This window comes from Pseudonocardia sp. ICBG1034 (assembly GCF_020131375.1).
Taxonomy (GTDB): Bacteria; Actinomycetota; Actinomycetes; order Mycobacteriales; family Pseudonocardiaceae; genus Pseudonocardia; species Pseudonocardia alni.
This window is the reverse complement of record NZ_JAHLEK010000017.1, coordinates 736,738-758,509: the sequence shown is the minus strand read 5'-3', so window position 1 is coordinate 758,509 and position 21,772 is coordinate 736,738. Positions and strand designations below refer to the sequence as shown.

Genomic DNA, 21,772 nt, shown 5'->3' with positions numbered 1-21,772 from the left:
GTAGTCCGTGGAATGGCGCACCTGTTCAGCCCGTACACGCTCCGGGGCGTGACCCTGCGCAACCGCATCGCGATGTCGCCGATGACCATGTACCGCTCACACGACGGGCACATGGGCGACTTCCACCTCATGCACCTCGGCGCCCGGGCGGCGGGCGGGTTCGGACTCGTCTTCGGCGAGCAGATCGCCGTCAGCGCCGAGGGGCGCACCTCGGTGCACTGCGCCGGGCTCTGGCGCGACGACCAGGTCCCCGGGCACGCCCGCACCGTCGCCATGGTCGAGGCGATGGGCGGGGTCGCAGGGATCCAGCTGGCCCACACCGGCCGCAAGGGCAGCGAGCAGCTCCCCTGGGAGGGCAAGGCCCAGCTCCCGCCCGAGCATCCCGACGGCTGGCTGACCTCCGGACCGTCGCCGGTGCCGTTCGGCGGGCCGAAGCACGACCACGCCGTGCACGAGCTGACCGTCGCCGAGATCCACGGTCTGCACCGCGCGTGGGCCGACGCCGCCCGCCGTGCCGCCGAGGCGGGCTACCGGTGGATGGAGCTGCACTTCGCGCACGGCTACCTCGGGTCGAGCTTCTTCTCGCCGATCTCCAACCGCCGCACCGACGCCTACGGCGGCAGCCTGGAGAACCGCGCGCGGTTCCTGCTGGAGGCGCTCGACGCCGTCCGCGGGGCGTGGCCGGAGGAGTACCCGCTGACCATGCGGCTCGGCGCCGACGACCTGCACCCCGACGGCACCACCTTCGACGACGCCGTCACCGCGATCGGCTGGATGCGCGAGCACGGCCTGGACCTGGCCGACCTGTCCTTCGGCGGGAACACCCCCGACTCGCGCGACGCGATGCGCGGCGAGCAGGGCGCGTGGGTCGATCGGGCCCGGCGGATCCGTGCGGAGATCGGCATCCCGGTCGCGGCGAGCTGGAACCTCGGTGTACCGCAGGCCGCCGACGAGGCCGTCCGGTCCGGCGCCCTGGACGTCGTGTTGCTGGGGCGGCCCGCGCTGGCCAACCCGCACTGGCCGGTGTGGGCCGCCCGCGAGCTCGGCCATGACGACCCGTTCTCACTCGTCCCCGACGACTACGCCTGGTGGCTGCGGAACATGCGTGGCCACACCCCGAGCATCGGCTGGCCCGAGCCGCGGGTGGTCCGGTGAGTGCACGGGCCGTCGCACCGGACGGGACCGGAATCGGGTTCGACGTCCGGGGGAGTGGCGAGCCGCTGGTCCTGCTGGCCGGGCAGGCCAACGCACGGCACTGGTGGAGCTCCGTACGCGAGGGCCTCGCCGGGTACCGCACCGTCGCCGTCGACACCGCCGGCACCGGGACCAGCGACGACGCGGCCGACCACGACTGGAGCACCCGCCGCTTCGCCCGCGACGTCGTCGCCGTCCTCGACGCGGCTGGGATCGGTCGCGCCCACGTCTACGGCACGTCGATGGGCGGCCGGGTCGCGCAGTGGGTGGCCGCCGACCACCCCGACCGGGTCGGCGCGCTGGTGCTCGGCTGCACCACCGCGGGCGGACCCGGCACCGTCGCCCCCGACCCGGACGTACCGCGCCGCCTGGCCGAGCCGGCGACCCACGCCAGCGAGCTGCGCCGCCTCATGGCCGGCCCGGAGATCCCGGACCCGCTGCCCGTCCTCGGCGACGACACGATGAGTCCGGCTGCGCGGGCGGGCCACCGCCGCGCGAGCGCACGGCACGACGCGTGGGACGCGGTCGCCACGATCACCGCCCCGACCCTGGTGCTGCACGGCGGCGACGACGAGCTCACCCCGCCCGACAACGGGCTCCGCCTCGCCCGGCGCATCCCCGGCGCCGAACTCGTCGTGCTGCCCGGGGCCCGGCACGCCTACTTCCTGGAGCGGCGCGCGACCGACGAGGTACTGACGTTCCTCGGCCGGCACCCGCTCCCGCCCGGCTGAGCCGGCCGGGCCCGCGGTACCGGGCTCAGCCCGCCAGGTGCGACCACCGCACCGACAGCTCGTCCCAGGTGCCCTCGTCGGCGACCCGCCCGCGGTCCAGCACGACCACCCGGTCCGCCCGGGCCAGCGCCGCCCGCTTCGTGCTCGCGCCGACCACGGTGCTGCCGCGGCGGCGCAGCGCGGCCCACAGCTCGATCTCGGTGCGGACGTCCAGCGCGGAGGACACGTCGTCGGCGACGATGAGCTCGGCGCCGGTCGCCAGCGCCCGGGCCATCGCGACCCGCTGCACCTGCCCGCCCGACAGCCGGATGCCCCGGTGTCCGACGACGGCGTCCGGCCCGCCCGCCGCGGCCACGTCCCGGTCGAGTCGGGCGTCGCCGACCGCGTCCTGCACCGGCCGGTCGTGCCCGAGGGCGATGTTGTCGCCGAACGTGCCCGAGAGCACCCGGGGGACCTGCCCGACGTAGGCGACCTGCCCGGGACGCAGGAACGTCTGCGGATCCTCGACCGCGCGCCCGTTCCACCGGATGACGCCCTCGTGCCCCACCAGCCCGGCCAGGCCCGCGAGCAGGCTGGACTTGCCCGACCCGACCTGGCCGGTGACCAGCACCAGCGAGCCCGCGTCGATGTCGAGGTCCACACCCTCGACGCCGACGGTGCCGTCGTCGTGCACGGCGGCGACCTTCTCCAGGCTCAGCCGCTGCAGCGGCTCGCGCTCCACCGGCCCCGGGGCCGGCGCGGCCCCGGTGGCCAGGTCGACCCCCGGCGGCAGCCGGGTCAGGTCCGCGGGACCCGCGAACGGGGCGACGGCCCGCAGCCAGCGCCGTGCGATCGGGGCCTCGGTGACCGCGGCCGCGCACACCTGCCCGAGGAACCCGGCCCCGTTCAGCGTGGTCGACACCAGCAGCGCCGTCGCCAGCGGCCAGGTCCCGGCCAGGTACAGCGACCAGGTGAGCACCACCGCGCACTGCAGCAGCACACCGGGGACACCGTCGAGCAGGGTGCGCACCCGGTACTCGCGGACCGTGGCCCGGACCCGGTCGCCGTCGACGGCGCCGAGGTGGGCCCGCAGCGCGCCGGTCGCGGCGGCGAGCTTCACCGTGCGCACCGACTCCAGGACCGACCCCAGCGCGGTGCCGAACCGGGCCCGAGCGTCGGCCGCGATCCGCCCGGAGCGCCCCGCGAACGGCGCCCCGATCGCCGCGACGCCCGCGCAGACCAGCAGGAACCCGCCGATGACGGCGGCCGCCCGCACGTCGGCCGCCACCAGCCCGGCCACCACGACGACGACCACCGAGTTGGTGACGTCGACCCAGCGGTCCACATAGAGGATCATCCGGTCCGAGTCCAGCGCCCGCGCCACGACCTCGCCCGCGGGGGAGCGCGGACCACGCCGCTGCATGGTCTGCCCGCGCAGCACCCCGAGCCGCAGCCGCAGCGTCGTCGCGGACCACCAGCGCGGGTAGGTGCGGAACGCGACGGCGATCCACACCGGGAACAGCATCAGCACGACCGTCAGTGCGACGGCGGGCCCCCACGGCGTGCCGCCGCCCTCCAACCCCGCGACGACGAGCCCCCACAGCCAGCCGGTGAGCACACCGGTGGCCGAGCCCAGGGTGGCGAGGGTGAACATCGACCCGCCGGCCAGCCCCCAGCGCGGGTGGGCCAGCGCCAGCCGCAGCACGACCCGCCACAACGGGGGAGCGGGCACCGGGTCCACGGGCGGCACCGCGCGCCGGACCGCCCGGTGCAGCAGCGGCGACCCCGGGTCGGCGACGGCGACCGCACCGTCGCGCCGCGCCGTCGCGGGCCCGGTCCGGACGGCGCCGGCGGCGCCCGTGGCCCCGGGCAGGGACCGGTCCGCGGCGAGCAGGTCGGCGTAGCGGCCCGGCTCGGCGGCCAGCTGCTCCCGCGCACCGTGCTGGACCAGGCGGCCGTCGGACAGCACCGCGACGGCGTCGGCGCGGCGGATCGTCGACAGCCGGTGCGCCACGACGATCCCGGTGCGGCCCGCGAGCAGCGCCCGCGACGCGCGGGTCACCCGCTCCTCGGAGCGCGGGTCCATCCGCGCGGTGGCCTCGTCCAGCACGACGACGGCGACGTCGCGCACCAGCAGCCGGGCGAAGGCCACCAGCTGCTCCTCGCCGGAGGACAGGGCGATCCCGCCGGTGCCGAGGCGGGTGTCCAGGCCGTCGGGCAGGGCCTCGACCCACTCGTCGAGCCCCAGCGCGGCCGTCGCGGCCTCGACCGCGCCGCGCGGGACGGCGGGGTCGAACAGGGTGATGTTCTCCGCGAGCGTCGCCGCCAGGATCTCGGTGCGCTGGGTGACGACCCCGACCGCGCGGCGCAGCCCGTCCAGGTCGAGATCGCGCACGTCGACCCCGGCCAGGAACACCTGCCCGCGCGGCGGCTCCACGGCGCGCGAGAGCACCTTGGTGACCGTCGACTTCCCCGAGCCGGTACGGCCGAGCAGCGCGCACGTCGTCCCGGCCGGGACGGTCAGGTCGATCCCGCCCAGGCGGAACCCGTCGTCGTACCCGGCGGTCAGCCCGCGCAGCTCCACCGCCGCGGGCCCCGGCGGCAGCGGACGGCCGCCCTCGGGCTCCCGCTCGGTCTCCAGCAGCGACGACACCCGGGTGAGCGCGCCCAGACCGGCCTGGATGTCGGGCATCCGGTCGACGATCGCGTCGATCTGCCCGACGAACGCGGTGACCAGCAGCCACAGCGTGACCAGCGCGGCGATCCCGCCCGGGTCGCCGGCGACCAGCCACACCCCGCCGAGCGCGAGCGCCCCGAGCAGCGCGTGCGCGACGGTGCCCGTCCGCAGCCCGAGCCGGGTCGCGATCCGGCACACCTCGTGGGTGCGTGCGACGACCGTCGCGGCCCGGCGGGCGAACCCGGCCACCACGTGCGGCTGGCCCAGCGAGGTGCGCACGTCGTCCTGCCCGGCGACCGCCTCCTCCAGCTGCGCCGCGTGGTCCGACCAGGCCGTCTCCTCGGCGACCTTGGCCCGCGCGATCTGCGGCGTCAACGGCCGCGCCACCAGCACGATCACGGCGGCGACCAGCGGGAACACGACGAACGCCGGCCAGAACACCAGTCCGGCGACGATCCACGCGACGACCGAGCGCAGCAGCGAGCGGCCCGTCTCCCAGCCGATCCGCCGGATGAGCTGGGCGAGCTGGCGGCAGTCGTCGTCGACCCGGTCGAGGAGCTCACCGACCGCCTGGTCCTCCAGCGCGGGCAGCGGCTGCGCCAGCGCGGACCCCACGAGGTCCGACCGGAGCCTTCCCTCCGCGCGCCCGACCACCCCGGAGAACAGGACCCGGCCCAGGGTGTCCAGCAGGGCGGCGCCCAGCAGCAGCGCGGCCAGCACGGCGACCAGGGTGGCCGTCGGCCCGCTCACCACCGCCCCCACCACGGTCGCCGCCGTCGCCTCCGCCACCGCGGCCACCACCGCGGCGCCCACCGCCACGACCGACACCGGTCCACCCAGCCGACGCCAGGACAGCGCGCGCACCCTCGACACCCCCGACGAGACCGCGCTACGGGATCTCCGGCGCCGTCGGTGATCGACGTTAACCGCGACCCCCGACAGAATCGCCCGGTTTTCGGCGGCCCTGCCCCCGATCGGCCGGTCGAAACCGGATCGGGCGGTGCCCCACACGAAGCGGTCGACAACGCCCCGAGGGGGCGCGTCCGGGCCCCGGTGTCCGCATGCTTGCCCCGCAGCGATGCGTGGAACACGAGGGGGAACCGATGGGACCGTGGTCGACCAGGTGGGCCGGGGGCGCGCTCTGCGCGGTGGCGGCACTGGCACTCACCGCGTCACCGGCGCTGGCCGAGGACGCACCCGTACCGGAGCCCCCCACGTTCACCAGCACGCTCACCGCGACCCTGACCCCGGACGCGGTCCGCGCCGACGACGGCGCACCGGTGCCCGGCCAGCAGGGCGCGAGCGGACAGTTCACCCTGCGCCTGAACAGCCGGCAGGACATCGTCTGCTACGACATCCAGATGACCGGGGTCACCCCGCCGTTCAGCAGCCCCGCGCGGACCGCCACGCACCTGCAGGAGGGGCAGCCGAACGAGTCCGGCAACCCGCGGATGGTCTTCCCGGACCCGCAGGGCCCGCCCGGCGGCCCGATGACCAGCAAGGGCTGCCTGCAGGGGCCGTTCACCACCGGTGTGGTCGTCGGCGGCGTCGACACCGGCACCGGGTTCACGGTCAAGGACCTGGAGGCCAACCCGGCGGCCTGGTTCGTGGACACCCACACCGAGCAGTACCGGACCGGCGCGGTGCGCGGGCAGCTGTCCAAGACGGGCTGACGGCGCTGCCGGGGCCGATGAGTCCGCGGCCCCGGCACGGTCGGTAGGGGGACGGACCCTCGACCCACCGCGGGAGACACCATGACCGGAGCGGCCACCACCCCGTCGCCGACCTCGAGCGGGCACCTGCCGGTCGACGGCCTGGACCTGTACCACGAGGTGTACGGCGAGCTCGGGACGTCGCCACCGCTGCTCCTGCTGCCGGGTGCGTTCATGGCCGCCGGCTCGATGGCGGCGTGGGCGGCCGGGCTCGCCGGCGACCGCACCGTGGTCGTCGCCGACATGCAGGGCCAGGGCCGGACACCGGACGTGCCCCGTGCCTTGTCCTACGAGCAGTTCGCCGACGACGCCGCGGCGCTGCTCCGCGGCCTGGGCGTCGGCCGGGCGGACGTGATGGGCTACTCGCAGGGCGGCGGCGTGGCGCTGCAGCTCGCGCTCCGGCATCCGGACCTCGTCGGCAAGCTGGTCGTGATGGCCGCGACGTTCCGCCGCGACGGCTGGTACCCCGCCGTGCACGCCGCGATCACGGGGATGGACGCGACGACACTGGCCGGCTCGCCCGTCGAGACGGCCTTCCTGGAGCACACGCCGGACCCCGTCGCGTTCGCGGCGTGGGTGGAGAAGGTGAAGGTCCTCAACGCCGAGGACCAGGAGATCCCCGACGACCGGATGCGTGCGATCACGGCCCGGTCCATGGTGATCGTCGGCGACGCCGACGGCGTGCGGCCCGAGCACGCGGTGGAGATGTTCCGCCTGCTCGGCGGCGGTGACGAACGGGCCGCGGCGACCGGGATGCTGCAGGAGGTCCCCCGTGCGCGCCTGGTGGTGCTGCCCGCGACCTCGCACATCGGCCTGGTGGGGGAGACGGCGACCCTCGTGCCGGCCGTCACCGCGTTCCTCGACGACGTCGCACCCGCGACGCCGGACCTGTTCTGACCGCGGACGACGAGGGCCCCGCCGGATCGTCCGGCGGGGCCCTCGTCGTGCGACGGGTGGTGCTCAGTCCAGGTAGTCGCGCAGCACCTGGGACCGCGACGGGTGCCGCAGCTTCGACATCGTCTTCGACTCGATCTGGCGGATCCGCTCGCGGGTCACGCCGTAGACCTGGCCGATCTCGTCGAGGGTGCGCGGCTGGCCGTCGGTGAGACCGAAGCGCAGCCGGACGACGCCCGCCTCGCGCTCGGACAGCGTCGCCAGCACCGACTGCAGCTGGTCCTGCAGCAGGGTGAAGCTCACCGCGTCGACCGCGACGACGGCCTCGGAGTCCTCGATGAAGTCACCGAGCTGCGAGTCGCCCTCGTCGCCGATGGTCTGGTCCAGGGAGATGGGTTCCCGGGCGTACTGCTGGATCTCCAGCACCTTCTCCGGGGTGATGTCCATTTCCTTGGCGAGCTCCTCGGGAGTGGGCTCGCGCCCGAGATCCTGGAGCAGCTCACGCTGTATGCGGCCGAGCTTGTTGATGACCTCCACCATGTGCACCGGGATGCGGATGGTGCGGGCCTGGTCGGCCATCGCGCGGGTGATGGCCTGCCGGATCCACCACGTGGCGTAGGTCGAGAACTTGTAGCCCTTGGTGTAGTCGAACTTCTCGACCGCACGGATGAGGCCGAGGTTGCCCTCCTGGATCAGGTCCAGGAACGCCATGCCGCGGCCGGTGTAGCGCTTGGCCAGCGAGACCACGAGCCGGAGGTTCGCCTCGAGCAGGTGGTTCTTGGCGCGCTCGCCGTCCCGCACGATCCAGCGCAGGTCGCGCCGCAGCTGCGGGGACAGCTTCTCGTTGGACTCGAAGACCTTGCGGATGCGCTCGGCGCCGTAGAGGCCGGCCTCGATGCGCTTCGCGAGCTCGACCTCCTCCTCGGCGTTGAGGAGCGCGACCTTGCCGATCTGCTTCAGGTACGCGCGGACCGAGTCGGCCGAGGCGGTGAGCTCGGCGTCCTTGCGCGCCTGGCGCAGGGCCTCGGACTCCTCCTCGTCCCAGACGAAGTCCGCCGACTTCTGCTGCGACGCCCGGGTGGTCGGCGCCACCCGGTTCTTGCCGGTGTTGGTCTCGTCGTCGGAGTCGTCGTCATCGTCGTCGTCGGACGACTCGTCGGCGGTCTCCTCCTTCGCGGCCTCGGCCAGATCGGCCTCGATGTCCGAGGCGTCGACCTCGCCGTCCTCGAGGACGACCTCGTCGCCGTCGGCGTCCGGCTCGTCGCCGTCGGCCTTCTTGGTGGAGGCCTTCTTCGGGGCGGCCTTGCGCGGGCCGGTCTTCGGCGCGGCCTTGGTCGCCGTGCCACCCGCCGCGGCGGGCTTGCGGGTGCGTGCGGCCGGCTTCTTGGCGGTGCCGGTCGTCGCCGACGCGGTGCTCGTGGTGCCGGAAGTACGGCGGCTGCGGGATGCGGTACCCGACGTCGGTTCGACGGTCGAGTCGCTGCGTGCTGCGGAGTCTGCGGCTGCCACCTGGGCCCTCTCGCTACGTGCGCTGGAGTCGTTACGCGGCCCGGTCGCGGCGCGCTCGTCGGGGGAGACGAGGCCACGACGGCCGGGATGTCCTGTCCTGCCACCGCCTCGGTCGCCGGCGTCGATGGTGGTCGCCGCGCGTCCCGGAGACGGGGTACGCGTTCCATTGTAACTGCGTACCGGCCGGGGGGACGCACCTCACGCCGCCCCGCGCGTCCGGGTGGCTCCGCACGTGGTCGGATGGGGTGGTGAGCCCGCACGAGAGCAGCGATCCCGCCACCCTGCGCGCCGTCGCCGAGCAGGTCGCGGCCGAGGCCGCGGAGCACCTGCGCGGCCTGCCCGCACCGCACGACGACGGCGTCACGACGAAGTCCTCGCCGACCGACGTCGTCACCGCCTCCGACGCGTCGGTGGAGCGCTTCGTCCGGGACCGGCTCGCGCAGCTGCGCCCCGGCGAGCCGGTGTACGGGGAGGAGGGCGCGGGCGACGCCGCCGCCGCGCGCTGGGTGGTCGACCCGATCGACGGCACCGTGAACTACCTCTACGGGCTGCCCTGGTACGGGATCTCGATCGCCGCCGTCCTCGACGGGGAGGGCGTCGCCGGTGCCGTGTCCGAGCCCGCCTCCGGACGGCTCTGGTCGGCCGGGCGCGGTCTCGGCGCGACCCTCGACGGGCGCCCCCTGCGCGCCGCGGCGACGACCGAGCTGGGCCAGTCCCTGGTCGGCACCGGGTTCGCCTACCGCGCCGAGCGGCGCGCCCGCCAGGCCCGGATGGTCGCGGCGATGCTCCCCGAGGTCCGCGACGTGCGCCGGGCCGGCGCGGCGTCGCTGGACCTGTGCGCGGTCGCGGCCGGCTGGCTCGACGGCTATCTCGAGCACGGCTGCAACTGGTGGGACTGGGCGGCCGGTGCGCTGATCGCGACCGAGGCCGGTGCCGTCGTGCACGTCGCGGGCAGCCCCGGCGTCCGCGGTCCCGTCGACGGCGACGCCCTCGGTGCCGACGTCACCCTCGCCGCCGCGCCCGGGGTCGCCGCCGACCTGGCCGCGCTGGCCCGCCGCAGCGGCGCCGACACCGTCTGAGCGGGTCCGGCCCCCCCCGCCCGGACGGTCGCGGCTCAGCAGACCGCGGCGCGGGCCTGGGCCAGCAGGCCCGGGTCCGCTCGGGGACCGCCCTCGGTCCCCGGCGCGGACAGCTGGTCCAGCACGTCGCGGGCCGCGCGGCCCGGTGCGACGTCGGTGAACGCCGACCCGACGACGACGTCGACCACCGCGCCCTGCCGGTCGTCGCGGATCAGCTCGACGCACGGCAGCGCGAGCGCCAGCGTCGACGCGGACGCCGCACCGTCCGGGCCGAACCGCAGCTGACCGATGCAGTCCAGGTCCCCGTCGGGGAAAACGGTGTCGTTGCCCGGCGTACCGGCCTCGCCGAACTGCAGGTCCTTCAGCTCGGCCGACACCAGGTTGGCCTGGCCGCGCTGCCCGCCGGCGTTGCGGACCTGGAACCGGACGTCGTCCGGCGCGGTCGGGGCGGCCGACTCCAGCTCCGTGCGGTCGACCTTCGAGCCCGCCAGGGTCCCCGACGACGGCGCCGGGCAGTTCGTCGACGCCGAGCCGTCCGAGGCGGTGCCCAGCACGACCGCCCACGTGGCCACGGCCAGCACGGCCAGCAGCGCGGTGGTGACCAGGATGGGGCGGGTCCGGCGCCGCTCGTAGGGACGGTCGCCGCGGGTACGGGTGGGGAGCATCAGAACGACCCTCCGTCCAGGACGTGGTGCCCCAGCGCGACGAGCGGGCCGACCGACCCGTCGAGGCCCTCGGCCATCTCCTCGGGGACCGATCCGGCCCGGACCCGGGCCAGGATCCCGGCGAGCACGACGGCCAGCTTGAACGCGCCGAACCCGACGTACCAGGGCAGCGGACCGGCGTCGAGGCCGGTCCGCGCGGTGTAGCCCGCGACGAGCTCGCGCCGCGTCGGGAAGCCGGGCAGGCCGGTCGGGCCCGGCAACGGCTGGGCCGCGGACCAGACGGCGTCGTCGCCGTCCTGCTTCCAGTAGACGAGCAGCAGCCCGAGGTCGGCCAGCGGGTCGCCGAGGGTGGACATCTCCCAGTCCAGCACCGCGCGGATGCGGCCGGGGTCCTCGGCGTCGAACACGCAGTTGTCGAGCCGGTAGTCACCGTGCACGACGGTGTGCCGTTGCGCGGCGGGGACGTCGGCGGCCAGCCGCTCGGACAGCCGGGTGAGCTCGGACTCCTCGTCGGCGTCGACGGGGACCGGGTCGTCGCCGTCGCGGGCGGCGGCCCACTGCGTGCCCCAGCGCCGGATCTGGCGCTCCATGAAGCCGTCCGGGCGACCGAAGTCACCCAGCCCCGCCGCGACCGGGTCGACGGCGTGCAGCGCGGCCAGCACGTCCACCAGCGCGTCGCCCGCGGCGCGGCGCTGCGCCTCGGTGGACGCCCAGCCCTCGGGCAGGTCGTCCAGCGGCACGACGCCGTCGACGAGCTCCATCACGAAGCAGGGGGCGCCGAGCACGTCGCCGTCGTCGGCGGCCAGCACCGCGGGGACCGGCACGGCGCTCGGCCCGAGAGCGGAGATCACGCGCTGCTCGCGGCCCATGTCGTGGGCGGTCGCGGCGACCTCGCCGACCGGCGGACGACGCAGCACGACGGCGCCGGCGGGGGAGGAGACCCGATAGGTCAGGTTGGACCGCCCGGCGCCGATCGAGGTGAGCTGCGCCTCGCGCCACCGTTCGTCGCCGAGGGCCGTGGACAGCCACGCGCCGACGGTGGCGGGGTCGGCACCGGGCGTGGGCGTGCGGGCGCTCGTCGTCACACCGGGCGACACTAGTGCGCCCGGCGGCGCCCGCGCCCGGGCGACACCCGGCGTGATCGGGGGACTCGCTGCGACGCCCGCCGGACGCTGGGCTACCCTCCCCGCCGCCGGTGCCGGACCGGCCGCGACAGGACGCACGGCGGACGAGCCACCCGGACCACCGGGGAAGGTGAGACCGGCGTCACTCCGGGCGCCGGGCACAAACCCGCTTCCCGCGACGTTCCTCAGCGGCACGCGACGACCAACCGATGCGAAGTACCGCTGTTCGAGGGCCGAATCGAGCAGCACGGACGTAAGGCAAGGGTGAGACCTGATGGCGACCGACTACGACGCCCCACGTCGCAATGAGGCCGACGAGATGGCCGAGGACTCGCTCGACGAGCTCAAGCAGCGCCGCAACGAGGCGCAGTCCGCGGTCGTCGACGTCGAGGAGACCGACACCGCGGAGAGCTACGAGCTCCCGGGCGCGGACCTGTCGGGCGAGGAGCTGACGGTGAACGTCCTGCCGAAGCAGGCGGACGAGTTCACCTGTGCGAGCTGCTTCCTGGTGCACCACCGGAGCCGTCTCGCCAGCACCTCGGGCGGGCAGTTCCTCTGCCGCGACTGCGCGGCCTGACCGGGCCCGCACTGCGGGACCACGACGACGGGCCCCGGCGGACTCCGCCGGGGCCCGTCGTGCGTCCGCGGGGTCAGCTCTGCTGGGGGTGCGGCGCCTGCGCGGCGATCGCCGCCCGCAGCGCGTCGGGACGGCGCGTGCTGAGCACCCAGTAGGGCTCCTCGCGGCCGGTCGCCTGGACCCGTACCAGCGGCCCCACCCACGCCCGGTGCAGCACGTAGGCCTGCGGGTCGAGGTCGGGGCCCATCGCCTGCTGCTTGTCGGCGCGCGCGACGGTGTCGGTGACCCCGGCCGCGGACAGCGGCAGCTCCCGGCCGTTCGAGATCAGCACGCCGTCGCGGACGGTGGTGCGGCTGCGGCCCATCCACCACAGGACGCCGACGCACAGCGGCACCATGACCAGATAGCCCAGCCACGCCCGCAGGCCGGGATAGCCCATGTGGATCTGCGCGCCCATCAGGACACCGAGCCCGACGGCGAGCAGGTACCACCACACCGGGACGGACAACCGCTCGTCGAACGCAGCAGGGCCAGCCGTCGCAGAGTCGGTCTCCGGAACCCGTTCGCTCACGGGGCCCAGGGTAGCGTCGCCCGCCGTGCCCGGTTCCGTGCCCGCTCCCCCGGACCAGCCGCCGGCAGCAGCGTCCGTCGACGTCCTGCTGATGCGGCTCGACCCCGACGTCCCCCACCCCGCGTACGCGCGGCCCGGGGACGCCGGGGCCGACCTCGTGACGACCACCGACGTGGTCCTCCAGCCCGGGCGCCGGGCGCTCGTCGGGACCGGGGTGGCGATCGCGCTGCCCGAGGGCTATGCCGGGTTCGTGCACCCGCGGTCCGGCCTCGCGGCCCGCTGCGGGCTGTCGATCGTCAACGCACCCGGCACCGTGGACGCCGGGTACCGCGGCGAGATCACGGTGTGCCTGGTCAACACCGACCCGGACACGCCGGTGGAGCTGCACCGGGGGGACCGCATCGCGCAGCTGGTGGTGCAGCGGGTCGAGACGGCCCGGTTCGTGGAGGTCACCGCGCTGCCCGCGTCGGTACGCGGCGCCGCCGGTCACGGCTCGACCGGCGGGAACGCCGCGCTCGTCGCCGGGGGAGGGGACCAGTAGATGCCGGGACGCGCACGCGGTCGGATGTTCGACATCCGTCCCGAGGACGGGGTCGAGGACACAGGGACGGGTGCCTATCCGGGCTATCCCGGCTACGGCGACTCCGACATCGACGACTTCGACGACTACGCCGACCACTATGCAGAGCAGGACGCCCGTCGCGGGGCGCCGCCGGTGAACGGCGCGGCCCCGCGCAACGGCTCCGGACCCGGTGCGCCGAACGGCAGGCCGCCCGCGCCGGGGCGCAACGGCTCCGTGCCCTCCGCCGGCCCCCGCCCGGTACCGGCGAACGTCCTTCCGGCCGGCCCGCGGACCGGTGCCGTCCCCGCCCCCGACGGCACCGCCGCGGCGACGACGGCGGTGCGCGCGGTCGGCCGCGACGCCACCGGCCGTCCCCCCGCCACCGGCGCCTCCGGGCGCCTGCCCGACCCCGCACCCGCCGCGCACGACGACCGGGTCGCCCCCGACGGCCGCTGGGACGACGAGGAGCCGCCGCTGCTGTCGCACCGGGCCGAGGACGACGAACTCGCCTACGCCCGCGACCGCACCCCGCAGGGCTTCGACGGCGGCGACCCCGACGACCCGTCCTGGGGCCGGCGTCCCTCCGCGCCGCCGTCCGACGACCTCGACGACGAGTACGACGACTACGACGACTACGACGAGTACGACGAGGACGAGTACGGCGTCGGCGACGCCCCGCTCTCGGTCCCGCCGCCCGGCAGCGGCGGCCGCCCGCTGGGCCCGGCCGACGTCGAGGAGCTCGACCCGTCGATGACCGACGCGCTCGCCCGCGTCGACCTCGGTGCCCTGCAGGTCCCGGTGCCCTACGGCGCCGAGCTGAAGCTGGAGCCCACGGGTGCCGAGCGCCCCCAGGCCGTGCACCTGCTGCTGGCCGAGGGCCGGATCGCGGTGAGCGCGCTGGCCGCGCCACGATCGTCCGGTCTGTGGGCGGACCTGTCCGCGGAGATCGAGCAGTCCCTGCGCAAGGGCGGCGCCCGGGTGCGCAACGCCCGCGGCGACTGGGGCCGCGAGCTCCATGCCCGCACCGAGAACGCCGCCTCGGTGTTCGTCGGCTGCGACGGCCCGCGCTGGATGGTCTACGGCGTGGCGACGGCGTCGCTGGAGACCGTCGAGGCCCTCGACGTCGAGCTCCGCCGCGTGCTGCGGGGGATCATCGTCGTCCGCGGGAAGTCGCCGTACCCGCCGCGGACGGTCCTGCCGCTGGAGCTGCCCGAGCACCTGCGCGAGCAGCAGCCCGAGGTCGCGCCCCAGAAACCCAGCATCACCGTCTCCGTCCCGGCCCCGACCGGCGCGACGGGCGCGACCCCGGTGCCGTCGGGCACCACCGGCGCGACCCCGGTGCCGTCCGGCCCGGCGACCGGCGCCCGCCCGGTGCCGGCCGCCGCCTCCGCGGAACCGGCGACGCCGGTGGAGCCCGCCCGCCCGGCCGGTCCGCGCCGCACCGCGCCCGCCGCCCCCGCGGCCCGGGCCACGCAGCCCCCCGCGGGGCCGGTGGGCCCCCGCCCGTCGGTCGAGGCCGCCGACCCGCGCACCCGCGCGCTGCCGCAGGTCCGCCGCCCCGCCGCGGCGGCTCCGGCCGAGCTGCCCGCGGAGCGCACGGAGCTCACCCCCGCCGTCCGCGCCGACGAGTCGCCCGCCGAGCGCACCGCGCTGACCGGCGGCCCGCTGGTCACCCCCGGGTCCGAGGCGCGGCCCGGCCGCCGTCGCGGACGTCCGGCCCGGCCCGACCGGACCGGCGCGAACCGCCTCGGCGGCGCCCCGGCCGGGGGCGTCCCCGGCAGCGCGACCCCGACCGGCGCGATCCCGACGACGGGTGGCGTCGCCCCCGCGGCCGGCCCGGCCCGGCCCGGGGCCGACACCGGTGCGCGCCCGCTGCCCGGCCGCGAGCCGAACCACGCCCCGGCGCCGCTGCACGCACCGGACCCGGCGCCGTCCGCGGCCGCCCCGGTCCGGGCCGCCGAGCCCGAGCCGGTGGAGACCCCGGCCCGCCGGGACCCGGCGGTGACCGCGCTGTCGGTCGCCGACCTGCTCGCGGGTGCCGAGGACGACCGGTCCGCGACCCCGCTCACCGGTTTCGGCCGGGGCGCGTCAGCCGGCGACATCCTGGACACCGGCACCCCCGTTCCGGCCCCCGTGCCGGCCTCCGTCCTCGACGACGGCCCCTCCCTGTCCGGCACCGCCCTCGACGGCCGTTCGGCTCTCGACCCCGGTACGGCTCCCGGTGGCGGACCGTCCCTCGGCGGCGGTACCGGCATCGGGACCGGCCTCGGCGACGGTGACGCCGCGGACGGGCGCGAGACCCGCGGCAGCGCGACCACCGCCGGTGGTGCCGCGGGCACGGCCGCACCGGGCACCGGTGGGGCGGGCCGGCGCTCCCGGCGCGACCGCGCGGCCGACGCCACCCGTGTCGACGCCGCGGACCTGCTCGCCGGGCGCATCCGGGACACTCCGGCCGCCACCCCCGCACCGGCGGCGCAGCCCACCGGGGCCATCGAGGACATCCCGCTGTCGGACGTGCCGCTGATGGAGGCCACGCTCGACCGCCTCCCGGCCCTGCCGGAGCCCGATGCACCTGCGCCCGCCCGTCGTCGGCGGGGCGCCCGCCCCGCCGCGGACGCGCCCGGCCACACGGCACCCGCCGACCCCACCCCGGACGACGACGGCTGGCTGTCCGCCGAGATCGCCGCCAGCCGCCGCTCCGGCCGGCACGGAGCGGGGGCGGGCACCTCGGTGGCCGACCTGCTCGCCGCCGTCGCCCTCGACGCCCCCGCGGGCGGCGGACGACGCCGCGAACCCGACGCCGCCCCCGACACCGGGAGCGGCACCGCGGGTCCCGCGCCCGCCGTCCCCGCGTCGCCGAACCCCGGGTCGGCGAGCCCCGGGTCGGCGAACGCCGCCGCGCCGGGCCCCGCAGTGCCGGGCCCCGCAGCGCCGGTCCCGTCCGGCCGGGAAACGGACGACCCGGCGAGACCGGGCCGGCCGGAATCGGGCCGGGCCGAGCCGGGTACGAACGGCCGGGCCGAGCCGGGCCCGGGCGGGGACGACCTGTTCCGGGCCGCGGGCGACGCGGGCCGCCCCTGGCACGGAGGCGGTCCCACCTCGGCCGACGAGGCACGCAGCGCCCTGCAGGACCTGCTCCGCAGCGCGTCGGCCGACCGCGGACCCGACGCCGACGGGCGGGGGGCCGACCGCACCGACGCGCACGGCGGCGTCACCGGTCTGGCCGACTACAGGGCCAGCCGGGCCGCCGCCGGACGGGCCGCGGCCCGCGCCGCCGAGGACCCCGCGGACGCGGACCCGGCCCGCACCGGCACCGGGGACGACGACACCGACGACGTCCCCGACGCGCTCGACGCCGGCCGTGCGGCGGGCGGGTCCGGGCTGACCGGCCAGTGGTCGTCCGGTCGGCGCGCGGGCGGCACCGGTCCCCGCGACCTCGGACGGCACCGCCGGGACTGAGCGGGAGTGCGGTGGGCGCGGGTGTCCGGTACGCCCGGCCCGCGCCTGCCCACCGACCACCGGGCGCGGCCCGGGAACCGGTCGGCGGGGCGGCGACCGGGAGGTCAGGGCCGCCACGGGCACAAACCGGAGCGTCCGCGCGTTACGCTCTCGGCGCCACCACGACACCCTGTCGGGTCGCCACGCGAGTGCGGGTCACCGGAGGGTCCGGTGACCCCGGGCCGGTACCGGATGCGGGCCGAGGAGAGACATGGGCAGCACGGATGGCGGAGCGTTCCGCCGGATGCTCCGCAAACTCACCAGCGACGTCGACGAGCTCGACGCGCGCGATCTCGCCGAGGACGTCGAGGAGACCGGGGCACGCCCGGCCCGCGACTGCGCCTGCGGCGAGGAGGTCACGATGCTCGGCCGGATCCGCAGCGTCGACCTCTGTCCGCAGAGCGCCGACGCCACGCTGAAGGCCGAGCTGTTCGACGGCACCGACGGCGTCACCCTGGTCTGGATGGGCCGGCGGAGCATCCCCGGCATCGAGGCCGGGCGCACCATGCGGGTCCGTGGACGGATCTCGGTCCGCGACGGTCGCAAGGTGCTCTACAACCCGTACTACGAGATCTGCCAGGCGCAGTGACCCGCGGGACCCTCGCGGTCTGCTCCTGAGCCGACGGATCGGACCGGCTTGAACGACCACCACCACGACGCCCCGACCACCCGGATCCCGCGTGTCCCCGACGTGGACCCGCAGGACCGGACCGCGCCCCTCGGCCGGCCGGTGACGGCACCGGCGCACGCCGCCGGGCCCGAGCCGGAGCGGACCGGGCCCGCGGCGGCACCGGCGACGGACGCGGGCGGGCGGGCTCCGACCCCCACCCTGCTCGAGCAGATGGGCGGGGTCACCGGGATCGTCGCCTCGACGATCCCGGTCGTGGTGTTCGTCGTCGCCAACGTCCTGGGCGACCTGCGGACCGCGCTGTACGCCGCGCTCGGCGCCGGGGTGCTGGTGCTGCTCTGGCGGCTGGTCCGGCGCGACCCGGTGATGCCGGCCATCTCCGGCCTGCTCGGCGTCGGGGTGTGCGCGCTCGTCGCGAGCCGGACCGGCGAGGCCCGCGGCTTCTACCTGCCCGGTCTGCTCTACAGCGGCGCCCTCGGGATCGTCGCGCTGGTCTCGATCATCGCCCGCTGGCCGCTGGCCGGGGTGATCTGGCACGGCATCAACGGACACGGCACCGAGTGGCGCCGGGACCCCCACCTGGTCCGTGCCTACGGCTGGGCCACCGCGGTGTGGGCGACGACCTTCCTCGCGAAGGTCGTCGTACAGGGCGGGCTGTACCTGGCCGACTCCGAGACCTGGCTGGGCGTCGCGCGGCTCGCGATGGGCTACCCGCTCACCGGTGTCGCGATCCTGGCCACGATCCTCATCGTGCGCCGCGCCGAGCGCGCCCGCACCGCGACCGCCTGACCCGTACCGGCGCGCGACGCCCGCGCGCCGGTCCCGGGCGGGGTCACATGAGGGCGGCGCGGATGTCCTCCTCGACCGCCGTCGTCGCCACGAACAGCAGCTCGTCGCCGCCTTCCAGGGCGTCGTCGGGCTGGGGCACGATCACCCGGCCGCCGCGCAGGATCGTCACCAGTGCCGAGTCCGTCGGCAGCTCCAGCACCCGCACCGGCCGTCCGGCCAGCGGGGTGTCCTCGGGCAGCGTCACCTCGACGAGGTTCGCCTGCCCCTGGCGCAGCGTCAGCAGCCGCACCAGGTCACCCACGGCGACGGCCTCCTCGACCAGCGCCGCCAGCAGCCGCGGCGTCGACACCGCGACGTCGACGCCCCAGTTCTCGCCGAACAGCCACTCGTTGCGCGGGTCGTTCACCCGGGCCACCACCCGACGGACCCCGAACTCGGTCTTCGCCAGCAGCGAGACCACCAGGTTGACCTTGTCGTCGCCGGTCGCGGCGATCACGACGTCGCAGCCCTCGATGCCGGCGTCCTCCAGCGAGGACAGCTCGCAGGCGTCGGCGTGCACCCACTCGGCCTCGGGGACGGCGTTCGGGTCGATGTGGGTCAGCTCGCGCTCGATCAGCATGACCCGGTGGTCGGACTCGACCAGCTCCAGCGCGATGGACCGCCCGACGGCGCCCGCCCCCGCGATCGCGACCCGCATCAGTCCTCCTCGGGCGGCGCCGCGGCGGCCGCCGTCACGTCGCTGACCGTGCCCGAGACCGCCGCCACGTAGACGGTGTCCTCGTGCTGCACGGTGGTGTCCTTGGTCGGCAGCACCCCGGTGCCGAACCGCACGATGAACGCGACCCGCGAGCTCGTCGCCCGCTCCAGGTCGCGGATCGGGCGCCCCACCCAGTCCCCGTGCAGCGGCAGCGGCAGGACGGCCACGGTGCCGGTGGGCTCGCGCCAGGCGGTGGCGACGCCGTCGGGCAGCAGCATGCGCAGCAGCCGGTCGGTCGTCCACGGGACCGTCGCGACCGTCGGGATGCCCAGGCGCTCGTACACCGCGGCACGCTTGGCGTCGTAGATCCGGGCGACGACCTTGCCGACGCCGTAGCTCTCGCGCGCCACCCGGGCGGCGATGATGTTGGAGTTGTCCCCGGAGGAGACGGCGGCGAACGCGTCGGCCGACTCCAGCCCGGCCTCGTCGAGGACGCTGCGGTGGAAGCCGAAACCGACGACCTGGCGCCCGCGGAAGTCCGGGCCGAGCCTGCGGAAGGCCTGGGGGTCGCGGTCGATCACCGCGACCTCGTGGCCGAGCCGCTCCAGGCCCGAGGCCAGGGACGCGCCGACGCGGCCACATCCCATGATCACGACGTGCATGGCGTCAGGGATCCTTCCGCCGGGTGGGGAGCCCGGGATGTACGGTTCGTTCCTTCTGTACGCACGGCGACGCGGACGCCGACGACGCGGAGTGAACGCTATCGCGAAGCGCAACGGAGCGGGGGCATAGGCTGCGCCCCGTGTCCAAGCTCGCCGTCGCTCTCAAGCGGCTCGTGGTCGGACGACCGCAGCGCAGCGACCGCCTGACCAGCACCCTGCTCCCGAAGCGGATCGCCCTCCCCGTGTTCGCCTCCGACGCCATGTCGTCGGTCGCCTACGCCCCCGAGGAGATCTTCCTGACCCTGTCGGTCGCCGGTGTCGCCTCCTACGCGATGTCGCCGTGGATCGGTCTCGCCGTCGTCGTCGTCCTGCTGACGGTCGTCGCCAGCTACCGGCAGAACGTCCACGCCTACCCCTCCGGCGGGGGTGACTACGAGGTCGCGACGGTGAACCTCGGCAAGAACGCCGGGCTGACCGTCGCCAGCGCCCTGCTCGTCGACTACACCCTCACCGTCGCGGTCTCGATCTCCGCGGCCGCGGCCAACATCGGCGCGCTGGTGCCGTTCGTCGCCGAGCACAAGGTGCTGTTCGCGGTGTCGGCGATCGTCGTCCTCACCGCGGTCAACCTGCGTGGCATCCGCGAGTCCGGCGCGGCCTTCGCGGTCCCGGTCTACGCCTTCGTCATCGGCGTCGCGACGATGATCATCTGGGGCCTGACCCGGGTGCTGATCCTCGGCGACTCCGTGCGGGCGGAGAGTGCCGACCTGCACCTGGTCGCCGAGGGCGACGCGTTCACCGGCCTGGCGCTCGTGCTGCTCGTGCTGCGCAGCTTCACCCAGGGCGCCGCCGCGCTGACCGGTGTCGAGGCGATCTCCAACGGCGTGCCCGCCTTCCGCAAGCCGAAGTCGAGGAACGCGGCCACCACGCTGCTGCTGCTCGGCGTGATGTCGGTGTCGCTGTTCATGGGGCTGATCGCCCTGGCCCAGCTCACCCACGTCCAGATCGCCGAGGACCCGGCGCGCCAGTTCCCCGACGCGCCGCCCGGCTACGAGCAGCACACCATGATCGCCCAGCTCGCCGACGCCGTGTTCGACAACTTCCCGCCGGGCTACTTCTTCGTCATCGTGATGACGGCGCTGATCCTGGTCCTCGCCGCGAACACCGCGTTCAACGGCTTCCCGGTGCTGGGCTCGATCCTGTCCCAGGACCGCTACCTGCCCCGTCAGCTGCACACCCGTGGCGACCGGCTCGCGTTCTCCAACGGCATCGTCGCGCTCGCGCTGTTCGCGATCCTGCTGGTCGTGGGGTTCCAGGCCGAGGTCACCCGGCTCATCCCGCTCTACACCGTCGGCGTGTTCGTGTCGTTCACGCTGTCCCAGGCCGGGATGGTCCGGCACTGGAACCGGGAGCTCGCGCTGGACCCCTCGGCGTCCGAACGCCGCCGGATGCGCCGCGCCCAGTCGATCAACGGGTTCGGTGCCTGCATGACCGGCGTCGTACTGGTCACGGTGCTCGTCACGAAGTTCGCCCTCGGCGCCTGGATCGCGATCGTCGCGATGGGCGGGTTCTTCGTGCTGATGCGGATGATCCAGCTCCACTACGACCGGGTCGCCGCCGCGCTGGTCGCCGACGAGTCCGACGACGTCCTGCCCTCGCGCAACCACGCCGTCGTCCTGGTCTCGACGCTGCACAAGCCGACCCTGCGGGCGCTGGCCTACGCCCGCGCGACCCGCCCGGACATCCTCGAGGCGGTCACGGTCAACGTCGACGACTCCGAGACCAAGAAGCTCGTCGAGCAGTGGCACAAGCGGAACCTGCCGGTCCCGCTGAAGGTCGTCGAGTCGCCCTACCGGGAGATCACCCGGCCCGTGCTGGACTACGTCAAGCGCATCCGCAGCGACTCCCCGCGCAACGTCGTCACCGTCTACATCCCGGAGTACGTCGTCGGACACTGGTGGGAGCAGGTGCTGCACAACCAGAGCGCACTGCGGCTCAAGTCGAGGCTGCTGTTCCAGCCGGGGGTGATGGTGACCAGCGTGCCGTGGCAGCTGCCGTCGTCGTCGCGCACACGGGCGCTGTCGCCGCTGCAGGCGCCGGGGGCGTCCCGGCGCGGCTACCCGGGTATGGAGCAGCTACCCGGCGAACGCCGCGACGGCGCGGGCGTCGGTACGGGTGGCGGCACCCCGTCCGCACCCCGGGTGACGAGGAAGGAGAACCGGTGAAC

17 protein-coding genes and 1 pseudogene are annotated in these 21,772 nt (G+C 75.7%); 11 read left to right on the top strand and 7 right to left on the bottom strand.

The window, feature by feature from the left end; translation table 11 throughout:
• Window positions 1–12: 12 nt before the first annotated feature.
• Both KPF22_RS18250 and KPF22_RS18245 read left to right on the top strand, forming a co-directional pair.
• Window positions 13–1,155 (top strand): NADH:flavin oxidoreductase/NADH oxidase, encoded by a 1,143-nt coding sequence (locus KPF22_RS18250; RefSeq protein WP_224402773.1) that lies wholly within the window; start codon window positions 13–15, stop codon window positions 1,153–1,155.
• The gene (locus KPF22_RS18245; RefSeq protein WP_224402772.1) at window positions 1,152–1,925 is read left to right on the top strand and encodes an alpha/beta fold hydrolase; all 774 of its coding nucleotides are present in this window, start codon (window positions 1,152–1,154) and stop codon (window positions 1,923–1,925) included. The genes KPF22_RS18250 and KPF22_RS18245 overlap by 4 nt, the downstream gene beginning before the upstream one ends.
• A 25-nt stretch (window positions 1,926–1,950) precedes the next feature.
• On the opposite strand, the gene KPF22_RS18240 is transcribed toward KPF22_RS18245, so the two are convergent.
• A complete protein-coding gene (locus tag KPF22_RS18240) occupies window positions 1,951–5,445 on the bottom strand; it encodes an ABC transporter ATP-binding protein (RefSeq protein ID WP_224402771.1) in 3,495 nt (1,164 codons plus the stop codon).
• A gap of 239 nt (window positions 5,446–5,684) precedes the next feature.
• On the opposite strand from KPF22_RS18240, the gene KPF22_RS18235 reads away from it, so the two are divergent.
• Together KPF22_RS18235 and KPF22_RS18230 are read left to right on the top strand one after the other, a co-directional pair.
• Window positions 5,685–6,254 carry a CHRD domain-containing protein gene (locus KPF22_RS18235; protein ID WP_224402770.1) on the top strand — a complete coding sequence of 190 codons (570 nt, stop codon included), beginning with the start codon at window positions 5,685–5,687 and terminating at the stop codon, window positions 6,252–6,254.
• 81 nt (window positions 6,255–6,335) lie between these two features.
• The gene (locus KPF22_RS18230) at window positions 6,336–7,190 is read left to right on the top strand and encodes an alpha/beta fold hydrolase (protein WP_224402769.1); all 855 of its coding nucleotides are present in this window, start codon (window positions 6,336–6,338) and stop codon (window positions 7,188–7,190) included.
• 63 nt (window positions 7,191–7,253) lie between these two features.
• Here the strand turns inward: KPF22_RS18230 and KPF22_RS18225 are convergent.
• Window positions 7,254–8,714: pseudogene (locus KPF22_RS18225) on the bottom strand (RNA polymerase sigma factor); the annotation flags it as partial.
• A gap of 230 nt (window positions 8,715–8,944) precedes the next feature.
• On the opposite strand from KPF22_RS18225, the gene KPF22_RS18220 reads away from it, so the two are divergent.
• Window positions 8,945–9,775, top strand: coding sequence for an inositol monophosphatase family protein (locus KPF22_RS18220; RefSeq protein ID WP_062404688.1), 831 nt, complete (start codon window positions 8,945–8,947; stop codon window positions 9,773–9,775).
• A 35-nt stretch (window positions 9,776–9,810) separates the two neighbouring features.
• Here the strand turns inward: KPF22_RS18220 and cei are convergent, their stop codons facing one another.
• Entirely contained in the window at window positions 9,811–10,440 is a 630-nt protein-coding gene (gene cei, locus KPF22_RS18215) for an envelope integrity protein Cei (RefSeq protein ID WP_224402768.1), read from the bottom strand.
• Entirely contained in the window at window positions 10,440–11,525 is a 1,086-nt protein-coding gene (locus tag KPF22_RS18210) for a phosphotransferase family protein (protein ID WP_208819637.1), read from the bottom strand. Before KPF22_RS18210 ends, cei begins: the two co-directional genes overlap by 1 nt.
• A gap of 313 nt (window positions 11,526–11,838) precedes the next feature.
• Between KPF22_RS18210 and KPF22_RS18205 the strand changes: the two genes are divergently transcribed.
• Window positions 11,839–12,141 (top strand): DUF4193 domain-containing protein, encoded by a 303-nt coding sequence (locus KPF22_RS18205; protein WP_010223990.1) that lies wholly within the window; start codon window positions 11,839–11,841, stop codon window positions 12,139–12,141.
• Window positions 12,142–12,214: 73 nt separating this feature from the next.
• On the opposite strand, the gene KPF22_RS18200 is transcribed toward KPF22_RS18205, so the two are convergent.
• Window positions 12,215–12,712, bottom strand: a complete 498-nt coding sequence (locus tag KPF22_RS18200) for a DUF3093 domain-containing protein (RefSeq protein ID WP_208819638.1) — start codon at window positions 12,710–12,712, stop codon at window positions 12,215–12,217.
• A gap of 25 nt (window positions 12,713–12,737) precedes the next feature.
• Here KPF22_RS18200 and dut point away from each other — a divergent pair, with 25 nt between their 5' ends.
• The 4 genes from dut (at window position 12,738) to KPF22_RS18180 (ending at window position 18,189) form a co-directional block, all read left to right on the top strand.
• Complete coding sequence (gene dut, locus KPF22_RS18195) at window positions 12,738–13,253, top strand: dUTP diphosphatase (protein WP_208819639.1); 516 nt, start codon at window positions 12,738–12,740, stop codon at window positions 13,251–13,253.
• On the top strand, window positions 13,254–16,733 hold the full coding sequence (locus tag KPF22_RS18190; protein WP_224402767.1) for a DUF3710 domain-containing protein: 3,480 nt from the start codon (window positions 13,254–13,256) through the stop codon (window positions 16,731–16,733).
• 250 nt (window positions 16,734–16,983) lie between these two features.
• The gene (locus KPF22_RS18185; protein WP_020622832.1) at window positions 16,984–17,361 is read left to right on the top strand and encodes an OB-fold nucleic acid binding domain-containing protein; all 378 of its coding nucleotides are present in this window, start codon (window positions 16,984–16,986) and stop codon (window positions 17,359–17,361) included.
• Between the two features lie 48 nt (window positions 17,362–17,409).
• Window positions 17,410–18,189, top strand: coding sequence for a DUF3159 domain-containing protein (locus KPF22_RS18180; RefSeq protein ID WP_208826458.1), 780 nt, complete (start codon window positions 17,410–17,412; stop codon window positions 18,187–18,189).
• Window positions 18,190–18,232: 43 nt separating this feature from the next.
• Here the strand turns inward: KPF22_RS18180 and KPF22_RS18175 are convergent, their stop codons facing one another.
• The gene (locus KPF22_RS18175; RefSeq protein ID WP_073576990.1) at window positions 18,233–18,886 is read right to left on the bottom strand and encodes a TrkA family potassium uptake protein; all 654 of its coding nucleotides are present in this window, start codon (window positions 18,884–18,886) and stop codon (window positions 18,233–18,235) included.
• Window positions 18,886–19,548, bottom strand: coding sequence for a TrkA family potassium uptake protein (locus KPF22_RS18170; protein WP_062402712.1), 663 nt, complete (start codon window positions 19,546–19,548; stop codon window positions 18,886–18,888). The genes KPF22_RS18175 and KPF22_RS18170 overlap by 1 nt, the downstream gene beginning before the upstream one ends.
• Window positions 19,549–19,688: 140 nt before the next feature.
• Between KPF22_RS18170 and KPF22_RS18165 the strand changes: the two genes are divergently transcribed.
• Window positions 19,689–21,770: an APC family permease gene (locus KPF22_RS18165; protein WP_224402766.1), complete on the top strand. Its 2,082-nt coding sequence runs from the start codon at window positions 19,689–19,691 to the stop codon at window positions 21,768–21,770.
• The last annotated feature ends 2 nt before the right edge of the window (window positions 21,771–21,772 follow it).